The organism is Pseudoalteromonas sp. CST2 (assembly GCF_028599385.1).
In the GTDB taxonomy this organism is placed as follows: Bacteria; Pseudomonadota; Gammaproteobacteria; order Enterobacterales; family Alteromonadaceae; genus Pseudoalteromonas; species Pseudoalteromonas atlantica.
Map to the genome: position 1 here is coordinate 39051 of NZ_JAQREO010000012.1, position 21120 is coordinate 60170.

Genomic DNA, 21120 nt, shown 5'->3' on the forward strand with positions numbered 1-21120 from the left:
ATTTATAAATAATAAAACCCACTGCATATAAATGCAGTGGGTAGCCATGGTAAATGTAAAAATGTAAGTTACTTAATAGGTGAAGGCTGCCCATGCGGGCTAGATCGCAAGTACTGTTTAGGCGCATTAACGGTTGCACCAAGCTGCGCTGCAGCATGCCAAGGCCAATGCGGGTTATACAAAATACCTCGCGCTAGTGCTACGCCATCGGCTTGCTGCTCGCTAATAATATCTTCTGCTTGTTGTGGCTCAGTGATTAAACCTACGGCTATTACCGGCATACTTACTACCTCTTTAATAGCGGTTGCAAATGGTACCTGAAAGTTAGGTTTAACCGGTATTTGTTGCTCTGGGCTTAGCCCTGCTGTACTTACGTGAATAAAATCGCAGCCAAGCTTGTCTAATGCTTTAGCAAGCTCAATAGATTGTGCTAAATCCCAACCCCCTTCTACCCAATCAGTAGCAGAGATACGAATGCCTACCGGTTTATGGCTTGCAAATTCAGCTCTTAGTGCTTTAAACACCTCAAGCACAAGGCGCATACGGTTTTGCAAACTGCCCCCATATTCATCATCACGCTTGTTTGAAAGAGGCGATAAAAACTGGTGTAACAAATAACCATGCGCACCATGTAGCTCAATTAAATCAAGCCCTAGCTCATCAGCGCGTTTTGCTGCACTTACAAAATCGTTTATTAGCTGGGTTATATCCGATTTTGTCATAGCCTTAGGTTGGTAGGCGTTGTCATCGTAGGCAATGGCTGAAGGCGCAAGTGTTTGCCAGCCGTTGTCTTCGCTAGGTCCAATTGCACCACCGCCATCCCATGGTTTTTCAGTAGATGCTTTTCGCCCTGCATGCGCAAGCTGAACGCCAATAGGCATCGGACTGTATTGCCTAAGCGCTTTTAAGCTTTTGCCCAGTGCTTGCTGGGTTTCGTTATTCCAAAGCCCTAAATCGGCGTAACTAATGCGCCCCTCAGGGCTTACCGCGGTGGCCTCTAAAATTAATAGCCCTGCACCACTTAAGCTCAGTTGCCCTAAATGAATAGTGTGCCAATCACTGGCAGACCCCTGGTTTGCTGAGTACTGGCACATAGGCGCAATAATAATGCGGTTGTCTAAAGTGAGTTCACCGAGCTTTAAAGGTGAGAATAATTGGCTCATAAATATTCCTTATATACGCGTACTTTAGTACGAAATGCTATAGCTTACGGTATGAAGGGTTAATGGGGATCAAACTTCACTTTTATAGTGTCAAAACGAGAATAAATACCGTTGAGCAAAACATTCAACAGGGTCTTATAGGTTTTTTAACCGTATTAATACATTCACTAATATGAATGGCTATTTACATTTGCTCAACGAGTAAAATATGCTTCCTTGTACCTTAATTAGCCAATTACTTGGATGTTATACATATTTATATAATTTTTTGTTGTGTAACTAGCTATATTTATTCCAAAAAAGTGAATTTAAATTCAATTTTAATATTCCCACCACTTTAACTCCCTGATAAACTGGTTAACTTATATTAACTGGTGTTAAATTTTGAATCTGGGGATCACTTTTTATGTTTAAACCAAGCTTGCTAACCTTGGCTGTTTCGAGCGCTGTAACTGGCGCATTTTTATTTTCTAACTCGGCGGTGGCACAACAAGAAACCACCGCTAAAAACAAATCACTCGAAGTAATCGAAGTTACAGCAACAAGACGCAGCGGATCTGTACAAAATGCACCGCTAAACATTACCGCACTTGATGCCGATGTAATGAAAGATCAAAACATTGGCGAACTAGCCGATGTAGCGCGTTGGGTACCTGGTTTAACAATTACCGATCAAGGTGGTCGCTCAGGCTCACCAATTATAGTACGTGGTTTAAACACTAACTCGTCGGGTCCATCATCAGATGGCGGCACCGTAGCCACATACGTTAACGAAATTCCAGTGTCAGTTGATATGCGTTTAGTCGACATAGAGCGTGTAGAAGTACTTATCGGGCCACAAGGTACCCTTTATGGTGCTGGTACTTTAGGCGGCGCAATTCGTTACATGCTTAAAGAGCCAGAGCTTGATTTTACAACGGTAGAAATATTTGGCGATATGTTTCAAACCCAAGAAAGTGACTCGTTAGGCGGCGAAGGCGGCTTTATAGTAAACCTGCCACTTATTGAAGATGAACTGGCAGTACGTGCAAGCTTAAACGTATACGAAGACCCAGGTTTTATTGATTATGCTTACACAGTGCGTGAGCCAGGTGTATCGCTACCGGATCCTGATTGGAGCAACGCCGAAGAAGTAAACAACAATATTAAAAATGTTGAAGATGCTAACGGCGAAACAACTACCACAGGCCGTATTTCTGTACGTTGGAAACCAAGCGAAACATTTGAAGGGACACTTAATTACTTTTACCAAAACCAAGACAGCGAAGGCCGTTCAATTGTTCATTACAACAGCCTAAACGACGATAACGGTTTAAGCGATATTGTAGGTAAATACGAGTCGGCTTATCGTTATGAAGAGCCGCGCGAAAAAGAAGATCAACTATTAAGCCTTGAGCTAAAAGCCGATTTAGGTTTTGCAGAGCTTGTATCCGCAACCGGTATTTCAAGCTTTGATGCCGACGGCCAACGTGACCAAACCGATTTACTTATCCGCCTAGATTACGGTTATGAAGAGTTCCCTGCGTTTTCATCATACACACGTGAAATTGACGAAGAAGATACCTTCACGCAAGAGCTTCGTTTAGTATCGCAAAGCGACAGCGACCTAAATTGGATTGTAGGCGCGTTTTACAACAAAATAGAAACAGACGCCTCAAGTAAAGAATTTACCCCAGGCTTTGGTGATTATGCCGTAGAAAACTTTGGCGCATCGCAATCTCGTCCAGATCAACTTGAGTACTTTTCTGTAGACCGTACAGAAATTACAGAGTCGGCTTTGTTTGGTGAAGTAGGTTACCAAGTAACAGAAAAACTAGATGTGACCATTGGTATGCGTTTGTACCAGTACGACGTTGAATCAGAATCTGCTGTCGACTTCCCGCTATTTAATACCCTATTTGATGGCGCAGCACCTGATGCGATTTCATTAAATTTTGAAAAAAATGAAGCAGACGACAACGGCAGCCTATTTAAATTTAACGCTAAATACCAGTTCACTCCATCAGTAATGGGTTATGCAACGGTAAGTGAAGGCTTTAGAATTGGTGGCTCAAATGGTTTAGCACCATGTCCTGATCCATTACCAGCTAACCAAGCCGGTTGTGGTAGCCCAGAAGAAATGCTTTACGATGCCGATACCACAACAAACTACGAGTTAGGCCTTAAAAGCACCTGGTTTAGAAGCCAATTACACTTTAACGCCGCTTTATTTAATGTAGATTGGGAAGATGCGCAAATTGCAGGCGCAACAGATGTAGGTCAATTACCGTACTTATCTAACGCAGGCTCTGCCAACGCAAAAGGTATTGAGCTATCTACCCGTGCTATTTTATCTGACTCGTTTACCGTGTACGCAACATACGCATACACTAAAGCAGAGCTAACCTCAGACGCCCCATTTTTATTTAATGCCGATGGCACCGATGGCGCAGAAGACGGCGACCGTTTACCGGGCTCGCCTGAGCACCAGTTCTCAATGGGTGTAAACTATCAAACAGATGTATTTAGCGATAAAACCCTTGATATTAACTACGGTTTAACCGCACAAAGTGATGTAATCACAAGAGTAGGCCTGCACGACAACGGTGAAACCCTGCCAGGTTATAGCTTAAGTAATATTTCTGCTAAATTAACAGCCGATGAGTGGTCAACAACTCTTTATGTTGATAACCTATTCAACAAATATGCATTTACATCAGTACGTCGCTCAGATGCAGACATAACATCAGCAAATGGCGCCGACATACAACGTAACTACGGCCACTATATTAATCGCCCGCTTACGGTAGGCGTTAAATTTAACTACAAATTTGAAATATAATTTATAGTCACTTTTAAACAATGTTATAAGGCTCAAATTTATTTGAGCCTTTTTTCTTTATTAACACATAAATAAAACAAACATCATGCAGCCAAACTTAAAGCACCTTCATCAAAGCGCCATTGAGTATTTAAACCAAGGTAATATACAACGTGCCCATAAAGCCCTCGTTGAATTAGTGACTCAAAAAAGCGACTTTGCCGATGGCTACTTTTTACTGGCCATGGTTAATTTACGCGTAGGGCAAATTCACAAAGCCATAAAGCTAATAGAAAAAGCCCTTAGCCTTGGTAAAAGCATTGAATACACCGCGCAGCTTGCAAAGTGTTACGCATTAACAGGTGAGCTTACCAAAGCCAAAAACACCGCTTTAGCGATACCTGTTGAGCAAATAAAAAAGAGTCTTGATGCCGACACCCTAGGTGTAGCGCTTACACAAGCAGGCCTGCACAAAGAGGCACTAAACTACTTTAACTGCGCTATTGAACTGGCTAACCATGCAAATAAACAGCAACCACAGTTTTATTATAATTTAGGGGTAAGCGCTAAATTTTTAGGCCAATTTGAACAAGCCAAAAATGCCTTTGAAAGCGCCATTGCGCTAAACCCACTTCACCATGCAAGCCATTTCGCATTAAGCGACTTAACCAAAGCCACACAACAAAATAATCATATAGCGCGCTTAAAAAACGTGTTTAAGCAAGTAACACACCCCGATGCAAAGTTACACATTGGCCACGCACTTGCAAAAGAGTACCAAGACATAGGCAAGTTTGATGATGCGTTTAACAGCCTAGAGCAAGGAAAAGCCACTAAACGCGCTATGCAGCCGTTTGATCATAAAAGCTCAGCCGCATTATTTGAACACATTAAACATTTAAGTGAGCAGCATAAACACGCGCTAACACACGGCAGCCCAACGCAAGAGCCTATTTTTGTATTAGGTATGCCCCGCTCTGGCACCACACTGGTTGAGCGTATTTTATCGAGCCACAGCGACGTACAATCAGCCGGTGAATTACAAGACTTTGGCCTAAGCGTTAAAAAATTAAGCCAAACTCAAACACCGCATGTACTCGATACTCAAACACTCACTAAAGCGTATGAGCTTGATTTTGATCAGCTTGGGACAACGTATTTAAACGCCACTCGCGTAACCACCGGCAGCCATAAGCACTTTATAGATAAACTCCCGTTTAACTTTTTTTATATCGACTTAATAACTAAAGCCCTACCAAACGCTAAAATTATTTGTATGCTACGCGACCCAATGGACACCTGCATTGGTAACTACCGCCAGTTATTTACCATTAATAACCCCTACTACGCATACTCGCTCGATTTACTCGACACAGCCAAATTTTATATCCGCTTTTACAAACTCATGCAGCACTTTAGCGCCCTGCACAGCAATATAAAATTAGTAAAATACGAAGAGCTAGTCGCCCAGCCCGAGCAGCAAATAAAGGAGTTAGTTAGCTTTTGTAATTTAGAGTGGCAAGCACAGTGTATAGACTTTCACTTAAACACCGCACCGGTATCTACTGCAAGTAAAGTGCAAGTACGCCAACCACTTAACAATAAGGCAATCGGCCGTTGGAAGGCGTTTAAGCCCCATACTAATGCAGCAGTGGAGTACCTTTTAAGCCAAGGTATTAGTGTTGAATGAGCGTTTTATTTTGGGTAGTAGGTGAATCCAAATAAGCGACTTGTGTAAGTGTAGGTCGGATAAGCGAAGCGCCATCCGACACAGTAAAATACCTTGCCAATTATTATCAATTTTTTATGTTGTCGAGTGGCTGAAGAGTTCCAAAAGCGGACGGTGGTAACCTTAGTCACTTGTTAACTGAATTCAACCAAAAAGCAGGTCGGATAGTTCTTCTTGCTTGTTAGCATACCTCTCTCTTAAACAGATCAGCTTTTCTTTTATGTAGTTCAAATTTCGATCCAAATGTTTGTGGCAGTTGGACTGATAAATTAATGTAATAATTTCATCATCAATTTGAGAGATATTTTCCAAACTAAGAAAGTTAAGAGTTTCTCCATGGTTTTCAAGTATTAAACTTATAAGTTGTTCATGAGCTTGGTTTATTGTTACTAGAACGTCATGATTTTTATTATATTCACGCATTTCATCCCCATAAATTTTATAGAGCATATGAAAAAATCGAGTATGATCACCTTCACGTTCATAAAGTCTAAATGCAATACAACATTGCTCTTCTTGTTCGTCTCCTTCGTGTACTGTTAGGCCTTTATACATTAAGGATAACAACTTAACTTTCCCCTCTGTTGTATCAGGTACTATCGATAGTTCTGTTACCATAGATTCCATTCTAGGCACTATCCACTCTTGTTCCAACAGGTCTTTATTAATATCAAATACCATAGGTATGACATCATCTCTATCATTAACAAACGCAATTTTATCAATTAACTTAAATTTATTTTCAGAAGCATTAGTTACAAGAAAAATAGAGGTGAAATACTCTTGGAAAGAGCGATGAGTAAATGTATATCCATTGCCATCTTTTTGCATAATACAAACAGTATCTAAAAGGTCTTTTAAGAATAACTTTTCATCAAGTTCCATTCCTGAAATTTTTAATGCATTTTTTAAATACTTATTAATCTCATCTTCGGAAAAATAGTATTTTCTGTCTGCGTAACTTACAACTGAAAAGGCAGCCAATAATTTTTTAAAATCATCTAGAGGTAAGTTAGAGTAGGACTTTCTTTTATACAAACTTTTTAAAGAGTCATGTTTATTGAATAAGGTTAAAAAGGCTTGCTCGTAAAATAAGTGTATTTTATTTGGAATTTCAGCAATTTGTTCATATGTTAATAACATCATTGTCAGCAGAAGAGGGTTACTCGCAAAGCTTTCATGTTGTTCAAATAGTTTCTGGTCAAGAATTTCCAAAAATTTACGCTTAACCTGTCTGTCGTAATCTAGCTTATTTATTAATGCTTTTGACTTTTCCTTATCTAGTGGGAGAATTCTATATGTGTAAAACTCTTCCCAAGATTGAAAGCGACCATCAGGTCTACTTGAAAGCAACATTAAAATATTATGATATTTACCTGCTATACTTACGACTTCTTTCTCATACTTCTCTCTAAATTCATTATTAAGCTCATCGAAGCCATCAAAAATAAGCAAAACCTTACCTTGAATTAATGAATAATCTAATTGAGACTTGGTAAAAGTAGGCTCTATTTCAGTTAAACTCTTTAGAATGAAGTCAAATAAGCTTGTATTTTCGTCTGAGTTTAGATGTCTAAGCTCTACGAAGATAGGAAATATACCAATTGGTTTTTCTACTAAATCTAAGAAAATACTTTTGCAAAAAGTTGATTTTCCAGAGCCTGCTGTTCCAGAGACAATAGTTCTTTTATTGGATTTCAATTGCTCAATAAACTCTGATTCTTTAATTTTATTTCCGAAACCTAATTCCAGATCAGTTCTAACGTAAAACTCTTTCAAATTTACAGGGGCATCACGATATAAAAGAGTTTTTGTTTTTGAGTATTTGTCATAGCTTCTAGTGATATATTTAGAAAAACACGTGTTTAATGTAACTTTGAATTTCTCATGCGCTTCTGTTGTTAACTTGCCAAAACTTTCAAAAATTGGCTTAGCAAATTGCTTAACTAACTCTACGGCTATTTTATTTGGGTCTAGCTCTTTCACAAAAACTCCTTCTCTTTAAATATACTCATATAGTCAAACGAATATTGGATATGGCATTACAACTAACAGCTTTATCAAAGGACACTTTCCCTATTTTGATTTCAAGACGCCATTGTTTTATGGGCTTCTATTATTAGCAAAAATATAAGTTATTGCTAGCTATATATTATGCTTAGGAGGGTTATTTCGTGATATGTAAAAGAAAAAGTATTGCCTTAGCCTACTAAGCTGACGGTTAATCTCCAAAGTGACCGCTCTTAGCGGCCCTTTAAAAACTTAATTTAGTTAGCCCGAGCCCCCTACCACAACGCTTATTTACTTTTATGTCGGTTCAACCTCTAATAATGTCGATTCAGATAAACATTAATGAAGCAGGTTAAAAAGCTCGCTAAATTTCTTATCAACAAAACGCCAAACACCTATTTTGATAAGGAATATAGTCATGAACATTATTACAAAAACAGTTATAGCACTGAGTTTAACAAGCCACTTTAGTGCGCACGCCATTGACCTGCGGGTCGACAACATTCGCTTATACCAAAGTAGCTCGCAAAGCTTTTCTGTGCCGAGTTCGCTGTATATTGATGATGGTAAAATAGTAAGTATTACTAAAGCGACTGACCCACTACAAAACGCAGATAAAACAATTAACGCCAACAACCAATATGCAATACCTGGTTTAATTGATTTACATGTACATTTAGGCTCATCGGGTAGTAACTTTACTGAGTTTCAGTATTTGCCGGTTAAATCGCACTTTAATTCTAATTTGTATTTAGGCGTAACTAATATTGTTGATTTGTTTTCGTTTGAGCAAACCCTAAACGAAACCGCGCAATTAAAAGCAGCCCAGCTAACCCCTAACCTTTTTTATGCGGGTACTTTGTTTACCACCCCTGGCGGGCATGGCACGCAGTTTGGCGGCCACGCATACGAAATTGCAAAAGATGAAGACATAGCAGCACTATGGCAAAAACATATAAGCACTAAGCCACATGTAACTAAAGCGGTTATTGAAACCTTTGGCGGTGTGGGTAAATCGTTAACTGATAGCCAATTAAGCGAGCTAGGTAAACGCTCTAAAGCGGCTAATTTACCGTATTTTGTGCATGTTTCTACATTAAATGATGCTAAACGCGCTATTAAAGCCGGCGCAACAGCTTTAGCGCACGGTATTAATAGCGAAGCGATTGACGATGAATTTATTACGCTAATGAAACAGCATAATGTAACCTATATTCCTACCCTTGCGGTGTATCATAACCATAGCGATGAAAAGCATAACCATACTATAAGCTCACAAAGCGAGTTACTAAAAACCATTCCCGAAAAGCTTCAAGGGTGTTTGTTTGACAACGTGCCTGCACCTTCAAAATGGAAAGAGCACGCGTGGGAGGAGCGAAAAACCGCTTATGCAAATATACAAAAGCTACATAAAGCTAATATTACTATAGGCACAGGATCTGATGCCGGAAACCCTTACACGCTGCACGGTACTGGGTTACACAACGAGTTAGATGCCCTTAAAAAAGCAGGCTTAACAAATGGTGAAATAATTAATGCAGCCACTGTTAACGGCGCAAAAGCGATTAATAAAGCCGAGAGCATTGGCAAGCTGGCTAATGGCTTTGAGGCAAGCTTTGTAATGCTTAAGCAAAACCCGCTTGATGATATAAACCACGTTCACACCATATCAGAGGTTTACAAATCAGGTATACAAGTAGACCGCCCAGCCTTAATTGCGCAAAACAAGGCTATAACACCACAAGGCCCCGCTTGTAATGAAGTAATAAAAAGCAGCCAAGCGCAACATGTTATTGATGATTTTACCGGTGATACACCATGGCAAACCTTGAGCGACTCGGTAATGGGTGGTCAGTCTGTGGCAACACTTACCACAAATAAAAACAGCTTAACTATTGATACAACCATTACACAGCCAACCAGCTTTGGCGCGTGGGCAGGCGCTGAAATAAAATTTACATCGCCGGCTGATGCCTCATCATTTAAAGGTATTCGATTAACGTATAAAGGTTCAAGCACGCCTTTTGCTTTGTCTGTTTATCATAATGATGTAAAAGATTGGGATCACTTTAGTGTACTTTTAAAACCGCGCGATGAGTGGACAACACTTGATATTCCTTTCACTACATTTAAACAATTTGGCTTTGGTAGCCCCGTTACGTGGTCGGCCACTCAATTAACTGGAGTAAACTTAATGTGGCGTAAAATGCCAGGCGCAAGCAATGAGCCATTAAAAAATACACTACAAATCAAAGAGCTAACTTACTTTTAAAAGAGTAGCGGTCAAAACACAAACTCTTTGGGTTTTGACTGTTTTTTGTTATGGTTTAATCAATTACAAAAAGAAGCACCTATTATGCTCAAACATCCTTTTTATAAATACAGCTTTTTTATTTTACTTGTTGTAGATATCGCTTATGCCCTTGGGCTCATAATTGCTAACTCTGCGCCCTTTACTGCGGGTAGTGCACTCGCTGCTACCGTGTGGTTTGTTACTTTTTACTGGGTTCCTGTTTGGAGTGCGGCAGCGGTTATTTTTTACCTGCGCAATAAACACATTAACAAAATAGCGTTTGAATGGTTAATTGCAGTTGTATTTATGGCACTTGGTAATGTGCTTACCGATATAGTTCTCACACAGCTTTTTGATGGGCACAAATCGATGGGGGTGTTTGTTGTTTTTAACGGCTTACTTTGGGGCTCGTGTATTTACTTTACCAGTATTTTTATTGAAAACAAAAAACGCGCAACAGCCGAAAAACACGCGCTTAAACAAGCCCAACTTGCTACATTGCGCTACCAACTAAACCCACATTTTATGTTTAATAGCTTAAATACAATTTCGGCTTATATTCATACAAACCCCGATTTAGCCGATGAAGTACTGCATGAACTGGCTGACATTTTAAGGTACTCCCTCGACACGGCAGAGCAACAACAAATACCTTTACAGCAAGAGCTTACAATAATAGAAAAGTACCTAAATATTGAAAAAGCCCGCTTTGGCGATAAACTTCAGGTTAATTACCACATTCCCAATACGCTTAAAAACATATCGCTGCCCCCGCTACTTATTCAACCAATTATTGAAAACGCCATTAAACATAACGCCAAACAAACGTCGTTAATACTTAATATAACGCTTAGTGAGCTACCTAACGGCGTTAAAATACAAATTAGCGATAATGGTAAGGGTTTTTCGAGCGAGGTAATAAAACACGGCCATGGCAGTGGTGTAGGAATGAAAAACATACTAAAACGCGTTAAACAACTTGGTAAAAGTAAGGTACTACTGAGCAATAATAATGGTGCAGTGGTTACGTTGGAGCTAACACTATGAGCAGCAAAAACCAGCCAAACACAATGACTAAAATGCGCGTATTATTTGCCGATGACGAGCTTCCCGCTCGCGAAAAATTAAGCCATCAATTGAGTTTAATGGAGCATGTTGAAGTAGTGGGTATGGCCACAAATGGCAAAGAGGCCATTTCATTAATTAATGAGCTAACTCCGGATGTGGTATTACTTGATATACAAATGCCTGAAATTAACGGCTTAGAGCTTATTGATTTACTTAACTACCAGCCCATTATTATTTACACAACCGCGTATGACCAATTTGCAATTGAAGCTTTTGAGCACGCCTCAACTGACTACTTACTCAAACCTTTTCCTATTGCTAGGCTAAAAAAAGCTCTCGCCAAAGCGCAGCAGCAACTAGAGCTACAGCGTGCCCACTGCCAAGTTAACAACCCAGAACACGAGCAAACCTTTACATTAACCAAAAACACCATAAATAAGCTCATTAGTAAAAACGGTGAACGTATATTTTTACTCTCCCCAAGTGACATTAAATTTATTAAATCGGAGCAAGGCAATAGTTTGGCGTGGAATGGCGATACATTTCATCATTTAAGCGATACGCTCGATCAACTTGAGCATGCTTTAGCAGCACATAATTTTGTACGAATTCATCGAAGTTATTTGGTTAACGTTGACCACATTAAAGAAATACAGCGTTGGTTTAACGGTAAGCTAATGGTGATTGTAAATGACGAAATTAAATCTGAACTAAGCACCAGCAGAGCCGGTGCCGATAAACTAAAGCAATTGCTACATATTTAACTTATTTTAAAACATGTTACTGATCATTACTGGTATACACACTTAAAATAGGAAACGTATGCTCAGCAAACGATACCGTTACCGACTGTGTTTGATTGCCTTTAAAGCCTAATTTAAATTCACTTGGTGTTAGCCTGCTGCCATCTGCAAACAGCGCTAACACGTGTTCTTGATTAAGCTCTCGCTTACCAGAGGCTAAATTAGTAAGGGTAATAACCGCCCAACGCTCTCCTATTTTGTTGCTCATAAGTACATAGTTTGCAATAGAAAAGTCAGACTTTTTAGGCGTTATATTATTATCGTTTGGAAACGACAAGTGCATGCTATTTGGTATGGCTCGGTCAACGTTTAGTACATTATTTTGCGCTGCACACACATTGGCGCAAAGTACCAATAAAAATAAAAAGCTAACTACAATTTTTACCACAATTAAACGTCCTTTTAAATTTAGATGCGTGAATACTTGATTGAAATTTATACTCGCAGTTTTTACCTATTATGTAAACACTCTATTAAAAGCTTAGCAAACTAACTAAGCGCTCATTCAGTGACGCCCCATTAGTATTAATACTTTGCGGAACGTTAATAAACACATGGTTATTAAACAGGAGTAAATTACATGGCAACCACACCTAAAAATTCACATGAGGTTAGTAATGCGCAATCGGCTTTATTAAACCCTGAGCACAGCATTCAAGTACGAGGCGCGCGTGTTCATAACTTAAAAAATGTGGATGTAAATTTGCCCCGTAATTCACTTGTTGTTTTTACTGGTATATCGGGCTCGGGTAAATCATCGCTCGCCTTTGGAACATTATTTGCCGAATCACAGCATCGTTATCTTGATTCGGTATCGCCTTATGCGCGCAGGTTAATAGACCAAGTAGATGAGCCCGATGTAGATTCGATTGAAGGGCTGCCACCCGCAGTAGCACTACAACAACAGCGTGGCGCACCCTCGGTACGCTCATCGGTGGGTAGCGTAACCACTATTTCTAACGCGCTGCGAATGCTTTACTCACGCGCGGGCGAATACCCCAAAGGGCAAGGTATACTGTATGCCGATGCGTTTTCGCCTAACACGCCACAAGGCGCCTGCCCAGAGTGCCATGGTATTGGCCGCGTATTTAACGTAACCGAAGAGCTGTTAGTGCCCGACCCGACTAAATCAATTAAAGAGCGCGCCATTGCAGCATGGCCGCCGGCTTGGCAAGGTAAAAACCTAAGCCGTATTCTTACTTCTTTAGGTTACGATATTAATAAACCGTGGAATACCCTGCCTAAAAAAGCCCGTGATTGGATTTTGTTTACCGACGACACGCCCACAGTACCCGTGTTTCCCGAGTACACGCTTGAGCAAACCCAAGCGGCTATTAAAAATGAAGAAAGCCCCAGCTACATGGGTACATTTATAAGTGCTAAACGCTTTGTTTTACAATCATTTGCGAGCACTCAAAGTCCGCGCACTAAAAAGCGCGTGTCGCAGTATATGCAAATATCACAATGCCCACAGTGCGAAGGAAAAAAACTTAAAAAAGAGTCGTTATCGGTTAAAGTAGCAGGCCTTGATATAGGCGAAATTTCGCAATTAACACTTGGCGAGCTGGCAGAAAAACTCAGCATTGCTGCCAATAACCCCGCTAAAAGTAACGCAGCCAACCCCGAAAAAGCCATTGTGGCAAAGCGCATCACAAGCGACATTATTAAACGCGTAGAAGCACTCACTAAGCTTGGTTTAGGGTATTTATCGCTTGAGCGTACTACGCCATCGTTATCAGCCGGGGAATTACAACGCTTGCGGCTTGCAACGCAAATTCGCTCAAAATTATTTGGTGTTGTGTATGTGCTAGATGAACCTTCGGCAGGTTTACACCCAGCCGATACGCAAGCACTTTTAAGCGCCCTAGATGAACTAATAGCGGCTGGTAACTCAGTATTTGTGGTGGAGCACGATACAAGTGTAATTCGCCACGCCGATTGGGTGGTTGATGTAGGGCCAAATGCGGGTTCGCATGGCGGTAATATTGTTTACAGCGGCCCAGTTGAAGGCTTAGAGCAAGTGAGCAACTCACATACAAGTCAGCATCTTTTTAAACATAACAATAACGCAAAGCCAAATCATCAAACACAACGTACGCCAGCAGCCTGGCTTAAGCTAAGTGGTATTGAGCGTAACAATTTACACAACATCAGTGCCGAATTTCCGCTTGGGGTTATTACAAGTGTTACGGGGGTTTCTGGCTCAGGTAAATCAAGCTTAGTAAGCCAAGCCTTAGTCGAGCTTATTCAAGATGCTTTAGGACAAAAAACGCCGCCGCCAATGCCTACCGATGAAGCCGACTTGCTTGATCAAGAACTCCAAACACCAACCCATGGCAAAATTACCGAGGGCCTTGAGCATATAAAGCGCCTAATAACGGTTGATCAAAAAGCCATTGGCCGCACGCCTCGCTCAAACCTTGCTACTTACACTGGTTTGTTCGATCACGTACGTAAATTGTTTGCCAATACCAAAGAGGCAAAAGCGCGTAAATACGATGCAGGTCGTTTTTCGTTTAATGTGAAAAAAGGCCGTTGCGACAACTGCGAAGGCGTAGGTTTTGTAAGTATTGAGCTGTTATTTTTACCTAGCGTGTATTCGCCGTGCCCTGTGTGTAACGCCAAGCGCTACAACCATAAAACACTCGACATTACCTACAAAGATAAAACCATTGCCGATGTGCTTAATTTAACTGTGGAGTCAGCGCATACATTTTTTGCCGATGAACCCGCTATTTTACGTGCGCTAAATGCGCTCTTACAAGTAGGCCTTGGCTATTTACGTTTAGGGCAACCTGCTACTGAGCTTTCGGGCGGAGAGGCCCAGCGCATAAAGCTTGCAACAGAGCTGCAACGTGCGCAGCGCGGCGGTACGCTGTATATTTTAGATGAACCAACCACCGGCCTACACCCAAAAGATGTAGCCATGTTAATGGCGCAGTTAAATGGCTTAGTTGATGCGGGCAACACCGTAATTATGGTTGAGCACGATATGCAAGTAGCCAGTAACAGCGATTGGGTTATTGATATTGGTCCAGGAGCCGGCGACGAAGGCGGCTTAATTGTTGCTCAAGGTAAACCAGAAGATGTGGCTCAATCTGAGCATAGCCGCACAGCAACATTTTTGAAAAGCGCACGCAATTTAGCTTTTTAAAAACCGCTCTAATTTAGGTTTTACGGTAACCGACATAACCAGCATTAATGTTAAACCAATGGGTAGCGCGGCTAATAACCCCTCTACCCACGCGGTATAAAATAAGCGCATATTGGCAAAACCTATATTGTTAGTGGCAGTTACAAACGCCATTAGCGACTGCATGGTAAGCGCCATAAAAACACTAATCACTAAATTGCGTTTTAGCTCACTTGCTTTTGGTAATAACTTAGCCGCCAGGTATTCATAAGGGCTGTCATTGCTAACCCCACAGGAGCCATAACCAACACCGCACTTAAAAACGAGGTAAACCAATCCATATAAAAATGCTCAGTTATACCTACATTTGTGTAAGTCATAATCCCTGTTAAGCTGCCGCCTACAAAAACAATAATACTTACCATCACCATTATTTTATAAGTGATCGGTGTTTTTTTAGGCTCTACGAGCGCAGAATTTACTAAAGCTGGCGTATTCATTAAACAGGTATCTCTCTTAAAATAGATGACAAAGTCAACTATATCAAATTAACTGACAATATCAACTGTTCTTTAATTACCCTAATGCTAGCCATATGCCTACTAGCACCATAAGGCTGCCTGCAATTCGGTTCATCCATTTAATATTATCGCCACGGCTTAAAAATAAACGTAGGCTTTTACCGCCTGTGGCGTACGCTAACATGCAAATAAATTCGCTTATCATAATAACTAAAACAAGCACTAACAGTTGCGGGGCGAGTGCGTGTTCAACGCTAATAAATGGCGGTAGTAAAGAGATCATAAACGCCCAGCCCTTTGGGTTAGCAATGGCAGTCACAAAACCTTGCGTAAATAGCGACTGGCGGCTTACATCACTTGGGCTATGTGTATCAATCGACATTTTACCTTTTGCGCGCCACATATTTATACCTATATAAATTAAGTATGCACCGCCTACCCATTTTAAAATATCGAACGCATTAGGGTAATTTAGCATTACGCTTGCAACACCTAATACCGCAGCAATAGCAACACTTGCGACCCCTAACAGCTCACCTATCATCATCCATAATGTGCGCCTTACACCTATGCTCATACCTAATGTCATGGCAAGGGTCATACACATACCCGGTGTGATAGATACAAAAAAGAAGGTAGGAATAAAAACGGCGAGCGCTGCAACATCAATCATTTTTTCTCTCTATATTAAAAGCAAAAAACGCGGCTAAAGTAGCCGCGCTATTGGTTACCTATTATCTACTATTGTTCAGTACTTGCCACTGGCTGAGTAATGACCTCTACTGGCTTTGCAGTATCACTTAATAAGTACTTATCTAGCCACTGCTCTTGCTCCCACAGTACATGCAATAAGCTTTTACGTGCGCGGTAGCCATGTGCCTCGTAAGGGAGCATTACTAAGCGAGCATCTTTACCTAAGCCTTTTAGGGCGGCGTACATGCGCTCACTTTGCATTGGGAAAGTGCCCGAATTAGGATCTTCTTGACCGTGGATCATTAGCATTGGCTCGTCAATTTTTTCAGCATGGAAAAACGGCGACATGTTAGCGTACACACTTTGTGCTTGCCAAAAATCACGCTCTTCACCCTGAAAACCAAACGGCGTTAGGGTACGGTTGTAAGCACCACTGCGAGCAATACCGGTTTTAAATAAATCACTATGCGCTAATAGGTTTGCCACCATAAATGCACCGTACGAGTGCCCTGCTATAGCAATGTTGTTTTTATCGGCAATGCCTTTTTTAACCAGCACATCAACCGCAGCTTGCGCACTTGAAACTAACTGCTTTCTAAAGTTATCGTTTGGCTCGCTGCCATCAATACCTACAATAGGCATTTTAGGGTCGTCAAATACGGCAATACCTTTAGCAAGGTAAGGCATAGGGCCCCAATAACCAATGTAAGTAAATTCGTATGGCGATTCGCGCACTTGTGATGCTACGGCTTTATCTTTATATTCAAGTGGGTACGCCCACATAAGTACGGGTAACGGGCCTTGGGTTACATCGTAACCTGGTGGTAAATAAAGCGTGCCCGAAAGCTCAACCCCGTCATCACGTTTATAACGTAATTGCTCTTTTGTAACCCCTTTAAATGCAGGGTACGGATGAGCAAAATTAGTAAGCTGCGTAAGAGTATCGTTATCTAAATCACGAATAAAAAAGTTAGGTTGCTCGGTTTTAGACTCTCGCACAGTTATAAAGCGCTCGCCTTCGTCGTCAAGCAATGCACGAACACGCTCGTAGTATGGCGCTTGTGATTGCCATAAACGCTTGCTGCTATTCGTTTTTACATCGTACTGGTCTAAAAACGGAATATTACCTTGCTCAGACGCGCCGTTACCGCGCAGATACATATAACGCCCGCCAACAATTTTAATAACGTTGGCGCCTAAATCGTTACGCTCGTATATAAAGCTACCTGGGTTTTTATACGCATCGTTATAGCTTCGCTCAGAAAAAAGCACACGGTTTTTATCTGCATTGCGTGGCTGTATAACATACGTACGTACTTGTCGGTCGCTAAAGCGCCAGTCGCTAAGCATGGCAATATTTTGATTACCCCAAACTATACCAGCATAGCGGCGCTCTACTTTAGCAAACAGTTTTGGCTCGCGTTTAAACGGCGCGCGTAGGCTGTAAATATAATCATGGTGCTTAACATCAGTTTTCATGTCGCCGCCATCTTGCGCTTCGGCCCAAATAACTTCTGCACCTTGATCCGCACGCCATTCAAAATCGCGGCGGCCGGTACGAACACTGTCATAGCCTTGTGGAATGTTATCGGCAAGCGGTTGTTTTACAAGCTCAGCTAATGCGTAACCACGCATTCCCCATATTTGCCAAGTGCTGGCAAAACGGCTGTACGGTACTTGATACGAAAACGGCTCGTTTATCGCAGCAACTAATATATTGGTTGAATCTGGCGATACCGAAAACGATTTAAATAATGCAGGGCTGCCAATGGCTTGTGTATTGCCATCAAGCGTTACGTAAGCTAATTGCCCTTGGCCGTAAAATTTAAACTGTGCTTCGTCAAACGGGCTGGTTAATAAGTTTTGATAAGTACGCGCTGGGGCTTTTTCGCCTGTGCTTTGCTGTATAACAGGCACTACATTTTGACTGCTGTTTTTTAACGCGGGTTTACCTATATTAACCGCTAAATTTGCAACCAGTGCGCTGCTATCGGGCAGCCATTGGTAAGGCGTAGCGGTAATAACCGAGTTAAGCGCTGCATTTGAGAGCATTTTTGCTTGCTTTGTCTCTACACTGTAAAGCCATAAATTTGCTTGGCTTTGTTGCTCTACAACAAATGCTAAATATTTACTGTTAGATGACCATTTAGGCGAGCGAATAATACCGTTTGGTAAATTATTAATATTAATAACGGTGCCGCTTTGCACATGCTTAAGCTCAAGCGCGCTGTATTTAGCGCTAACACGCGAGCGTGAAAAGTTAGCAGGGTTAAGCTTTATACCCGCAAGTTTAAGCTCATCTTTAGCAAGCTCGTCAAGCGTCTCTACGCGCTTACGCTCAAATAAAGCAAGCCATTGGCCATCGCTCGATAAAAAACTAGTGGGTGCTAATTTGGCATCTACCACAGCGGCTAGCTCAGGCGAAGGTGTTTGATAACCTTGCTCAGCATAGCTGTTTGGCATTATTACAACACAACAAATAAAGGCAACTAACAGCCTAAATGCGTTCATGTTTTTATCCTTTTGTTATTTTTAAGATTATAAAAGGTATATAAACATGTTTTGCTCTGTTCATAAAGTATTAAGCTTTAAATTACAGGGCTAAAAGGTGACTTAAACGCATTATATACGCTACACTACGCAGCTATTTACTCACTACTGCGCGCTTAAAATACCATGCCTAACAAAGCTAAATCGGTCACTATTTTTGATGTTGCTCACCGTGCGGGGGTGTCTAAATCGACCGTATCGCTAGTGCTTACGCACAGTAATAAAGTAGCCGATAAAAGCAAACAAAAAGTGTTACAAGCCATAGATGAGCTAGGTTATGTGTATAATCGCGATGCAGCGGCTATGCGCTCTGGGCGCTCTAATTTAGTAGTTGTAGTGATTGACGATTTAACAAACCCGCTTATGGCATTGCTTGCTAAAAATATTGAGCAGGCATTAAGCGAGGCTTTTTTTCAGGCCATTATTGTTAGTAGTAACAACAGCGTAGAGCGCCAAACGCAGCTAATAAATAATTTAAAAGAATACAAAGTGGCTGCATTTATAATTTGCCCTGTGGCTAGTACCTGTGCGCAGTGGCTCGACAACCTTGCTACTGCCTACAATGTTATTAGCCTAATGCACGAAGTACCTTACAGCTCAGCCCCGTGTGTTTTACCCGATTACACTAAAGCAAGCCATGTAGTAACACTGCAGCTAATAAATGATTCGCCTAAAAACATACTGTTTGTGGGTGATGAAAGCTTATCTGCACAAGGTTTATTAAGTGGCTTTAATAGCGCGTGTAAAAAACACAATATAACCCCTGAGCCTGCAATTACGTGCACAAAAAGCACCCCATTGCATGCTAAGCAAATATTTAGTAGCACATTACTTAATAATCCGAGTATTGACGCGGTTGTATGCGCTAATAATATAATTGCGCATGGTGTTTTAGCCGCCGCCCCGCATTTAAAAAACAATATAGTAAGCTGCTTACATATTCCTGATATTACCGAAATGCAACCTCGCTTTACTTGCGCCAATATAAACACGCAAGAGCTTGCTAAGCGCAGTATTTTAGTGCTGCAAGAACAACTTCAAACAAACACTGCGCCAGTAAAAACGCTGGTAAATGTAAACCTACAAATTAGAGAAACACCGTAATGAAAAAAGTGCTGGTAATTGGTTACGTATGGCCAGAGCCAAATTCGTCTGCTGCGGGTACGCACATGATGTCGTTATTAAATGCGTTTAAAGCGCAAAATTGGCAAGTAGAATTTGCCACCCCAGCACAACGCACCGAGCACATGGTAAACCTAGATCACTTTGGTATAACAAGTCAAAGCATTGCCCTAAACTGCGAAAGTTTTGATGAGTACGTTAAAGCGTACAACCCAGACATAGTGATGTTTGACCGCTTTATGATGGAAGAGCAATTTGGCTGGCGTGTAGATAAACATTGCCCTAATGCCATTAAAATACTCGATACCGAAGATTTACAATGCCTACGTAATGCGCGCCACGAAGCGCACAAAGGCGAGCGAGAATTTACCACCAGCGATTTACATTCAGACATAGCAAAACGCGAAATAGCCGCAATATTGCGCTGCGACCTAAGCTTAATTATTTCAAGCTTTGAAATGCAATTACTTAGTAGTGTATTTAACGTAGAAGCCAGTTTATTACATCATCTCCCTTTTATGGTCGATTTAACTGCTTTACCTGCGCAAACTAAATCGTTTGAACAACGTGAGCACTTTATGACCATAGGTAATTTTAGACACGCCCCCAACTGGGATGCCGTGCTGTACTTACAAAAAATATGGCCGCTTATTCGCAAGCAATTACCAAAAGCAGAACTGCATATTTATGGCTCTTACCCGCCACCAAAAGCAACAGCACTTAATAACCCTAAAACCGGTTTTTTAATAAAATGCTGGGCCGACAACGCCTATGAGGTAATGCAAAGCGCACGCGTATGTTTAGCCCCACTTCGTTTTGGCGCAGGTATAAAAGGCAAGCTGCTAGAAGCAATGATAATGCAAACCCCTAGTGTAACTACCGACATAGGCAGTGAGGGCATGCACAACGAACTACCATGGCCTGGTAAAGTGGCTAATAATACCGACGATTTTGCAAATGCAGCCGTTGAGCTTTACACCAATCAAGCCGATTTTGAACACGCGCAACAAGCTGGCAATACGCTACTTAATACCTTGTACGACAAATTAAAATTAAGCGCGGCGCTAATTAATAAAATTGACTCAATAAGCAACGATTTAAAAGCGCATAGGGAAAAAAACTTCACCGGACAAATGTTAAAACACCATACTATGCGCAGTACACAATATATGGCGCAATGGATTGCTGAAAAAAATAAAAAATTAGATTAAAAATGACTAGACTCCTACAGATTT

At 41.1% G+C, this 21120-nt stretch carries 15 protein-coding genes; 8 read left to right on the forward strand and 7 right to left on the reverse strand.

The genetic code is table 11. The annotated features are described in order from the left end of the window. Positions 1-68: 68 nt before the first annotated feature. The gene (locus PSH41_RS14765) at positions 69-1163 is read right to left on the reverse strand and encodes an NADH:flavin oxidoreductase/NADH oxidase (protein WP_273589421.1); all 1095 of its coding nucleotides are present in this window, start codon (positions 1161-1163) and stop codon (positions 69-71) included. Between the two features lie 406 nt (positions 1164-1569). Between PSH41_RS14765 and PSH41_RS14770 the strand changes: the two genes are divergently transcribed. Both PSH41_RS14770 and PSH41_RS14775 read left to right on the forward strand, forming a co-directional pair. Next, positions 1570-3984, forward strand: a complete 2415-nt coding sequence (locus PSH41_RS14770; RefSeq protein ID WP_273589422.1) for a TonB-dependent receptor — start codon at positions 1570-1572, stop codon at positions 3982-3984. Between the two features lie 85 nt (positions 3985-4069). After that, complete coding sequence (locus tag PSH41_RS14775) at positions 4070-5653, forward strand: tetratricopeptide repeat-containing sulfotransferase family protein (RefSeq protein WP_273589423.1); 1584 nt, start codon at positions 4070-4072, stop codon at positions 5651-5653. A gap of 183 nt (positions 5654-5836) precedes the next feature. Here PSH41_RS14775 and PSH41_RS14780 read toward each other — a convergent pair whose 3' ends face one another. Further along, entirely contained in the window at positions 5837-7678 is a 1842-nt protein-coding gene (locus tag PSH41_RS14780) for an NACHT domain-containing protein (RefSeq protein ID WP_273589424.1), read from the reverse strand. Between the two features lie 442 nt (positions 7679-8120). On the opposite strand from PSH41_RS14780, the gene PSH41_RS14785 reads away from it, so the two are divergent. The 3 genes from PSH41_RS14785 to PSH41_RS14795 are packed head-to-tail and all read left to right on the forward strand — an operon-like array spanning position 8121 to position 11827. Continuing rightward, positions 8121-9974 carry a CIA30 family protein gene (locus PSH41_RS14785; protein ID WP_273589425.1) on the forward strand — a complete coding sequence of 618 codons (1854 nt, stop codon included), beginning with the start codon at positions 8121-8123 and terminating at the stop codon, positions 9972-9974. A 27-nt stretch (positions 9975-10001) separates the two neighbouring features. After that, positions 10002-11042, forward strand: coding sequence for a sensor histidine kinase (locus PSH41_RS14790; RefSeq protein ID WP_337939865.1), 1041 nt, complete (start codon positions 10002-10004; stop codon positions 11040-11042). Beyond that, positions 11039-11827 carry a LytR/AlgR family response regulator transcription factor gene (locus tag PSH41_RS14795; protein WP_273589427.1) on the forward strand — a complete coding sequence of 263 codons (789 nt, stop codon included), beginning with the start codon at positions 11039-11041 and terminating at the stop codon, positions 11825-11827. The genes PSH41_RS14790 and PSH41_RS14795 overlap by 4 nt, the downstream gene beginning before the upstream one ends. Positions 11828-11843: 16 nt before the next feature. On the opposite strand, the gene PSH41_RS14800 is transcribed toward PSH41_RS14795, so the two are convergent. Next, a complete protein-coding gene (locus PSH41_RS14800) occupies positions 11844-12254 on the reverse strand; it encodes a hypothetical protein (protein WP_273589428.1) in 411 nt (136 codons plus the stop codon). Between the two features lie 192 nt (positions 12255-12446). Between PSH41_RS14800 and uvrA the strand changes: the two genes are divergently transcribed. Next, positions 12447-15020, forward strand: a complete 2574-nt coding sequence (uvrA, locus tag PSH41_RS14805) for an excinuclease ABC subunit UvrA (RefSeq protein WP_273589429.1) — start codon at positions 12447-12449, stop codon at positions 15018-15020. Here uvrA and PSH41_RS14810 read toward each other — a convergent pair. The 4 genes from PSH41_RS14810 to PSH41_RS14825 form a co-directional block, all read right to left on the reverse strand. Continuing rightward, entirely contained in the window at positions 15009-15185 is a 177-nt protein-coding gene (locus tag PSH41_RS14810; protein ID WP_273589430.1) for a DUF2798 domain-containing protein, read from the reverse strand. The two genes, uvrA and PSH41_RS14810, sit on opposite strands and share 12 nt — an antisense overlap. Before the next feature lie 38 nt (positions 15186-15223). Beyond that, a complete protein-coding gene (locus tag PSH41_RS14815) occupies positions 15224-15499 on the reverse strand; it encodes a DUF2798 domain-containing protein (protein ID WP_273589431.1) in 276 nt (91 codons plus the stop codon). Positions 15500-15575: 76 nt separating this feature from the next. Beyond that, complete coding sequence (locus PSH41_RS14820; RefSeq protein ID WP_024032743.1) at positions 15576-16193, reverse strand: LysE family translocator; 618 nt, start codon at positions 16191-16193, stop codon at positions 15576-15578. A 68-nt stretch (positions 16194-16261) separates the two neighbouring features. Continuing rightward, complete coding sequence (locus tag PSH41_RS14825) at positions 16262-18724, reverse strand: S9 family peptidase (protein WP_273589432.1); 2463 nt, start codon at positions 18722-18724, stop codon at positions 16262-16264. A 165-nt stretch (positions 18725-18889) separates the two neighbouring features. On the opposite strand from PSH41_RS14825, the gene PSH41_RS14830 reads away from it, so the two are divergent. After that, positions 18890-19867: a LacI family DNA-binding transcriptional regulator gene (locus PSH41_RS14830; RefSeq protein ID WP_273589433.1), complete on the forward strand. Its 978-nt coding sequence runs from the start codon at positions 18890-18892 to the stop codon at positions 19865-19867. Continuing rightward, positions 19867-21096, forward strand: a complete 1230-nt coding sequence (locus PSH41_RS14835; RefSeq protein WP_273589434.1) for a glycosyltransferase family 4 protein — start codon at positions 19867-19869, stop codon at positions 21094-21096. The genes PSH41_RS14830 and PSH41_RS14835 overlap by 1 nt, the downstream gene beginning before the upstream one ends. Positions 21097-21120: the final 24 nt, after the last annotated feature.

What these genes read in the sequence shown, in the direction of transcription:
- PSH41_RS14765 (WP_273589421.1), bottom strand. Translation starts at nt 1,163, where the DNA reads ATGAGCCAATTATTCTCACCTTTAAAGCTCGGTGAACTCACTTTAGAC.
- PSH41_RS14770 (WP_273589422.1), top strand. Translation starts at nt 1,570, where the DNA reads ATGTTTAAACCAAGCTTGCTAACCTTGGCTGTTTCGAGCGCTGTAACT.
- PSH41_RS14775 (WP_273589423.1), top strand. Translation starts at nt 4,070, where the DNA reads ATGCAGCCAAACTTAAAGCACCTTCATCAAAGCGCCATTGAGTATTTA.
- PSH41_RS14785 (WP_273589425.1), top strand. Translation starts at nt 8,121, where the DNA reads ATGAACATTATTACAAAAACAGTTATAGCACTGAGTTTAACAAGCCAC.
- PSH41_RS14795 (WP_273589427.1), top strand. Translation starts at nt 11,039, where the DNA reads ATGAGCAGCAAAAACCAGCCAAACACAATGACTAAAATGCGCGTATTA.
- uvrA (WP_273589429.1), top strand. Translation starts at nt 12,447, where the DNA reads ATGGCAACCACACCTAAAAATTCACATGAGGTTAGTAATGCGCAATCG.
- PSH41_RS14810 (WP_273589430.1), bottom strand. Translation starts at nt 15,185, where the DNA reads ATGCAGTCGCTAATGGCGTTTGTAACTGCCACTAACAATATAGGTTTT.
- PSH41_RS14815 (WP_273589431.1), bottom strand. Translation starts at nt 15,499, where the DNA reads ATGAATACGCCAGCTTTAGTAAATTCTGCGCTCGTAGAGCCTAAAAAA.
- PSH41_RS14820 (WP_024032743.1), bottom strand. Translation starts at nt 16,193, where the DNA reads ATGATTGATGTTGCAGCGCTCGCCGTTTTTATTCCTACCTTCTTTTTT.
- PSH41_RS14825 (WP_273589432.1), bottom strand. Translation starts at nt 18,724, where the DNA reads ATGAACGCATTTAGGCTGTTAGTTGCCTTTATTTGTTGTGTTGTAATA.
- PSH41_RS14830 (WP_273589433.1), top strand. Translation starts at nt 18,890, where the DNA reads ATGCCTAACAAAGCTAAATCGGTCACTATTTTTGATGTTGCTCACCGT.
- PSH41_RS14835 (WP_273589434.1), top strand. Translation starts at nt 19,867, where the DNA reads ATGAAAAAAGTGCTGGTAATTGGTTACGTATGGCCAGAGCCAAATTCG.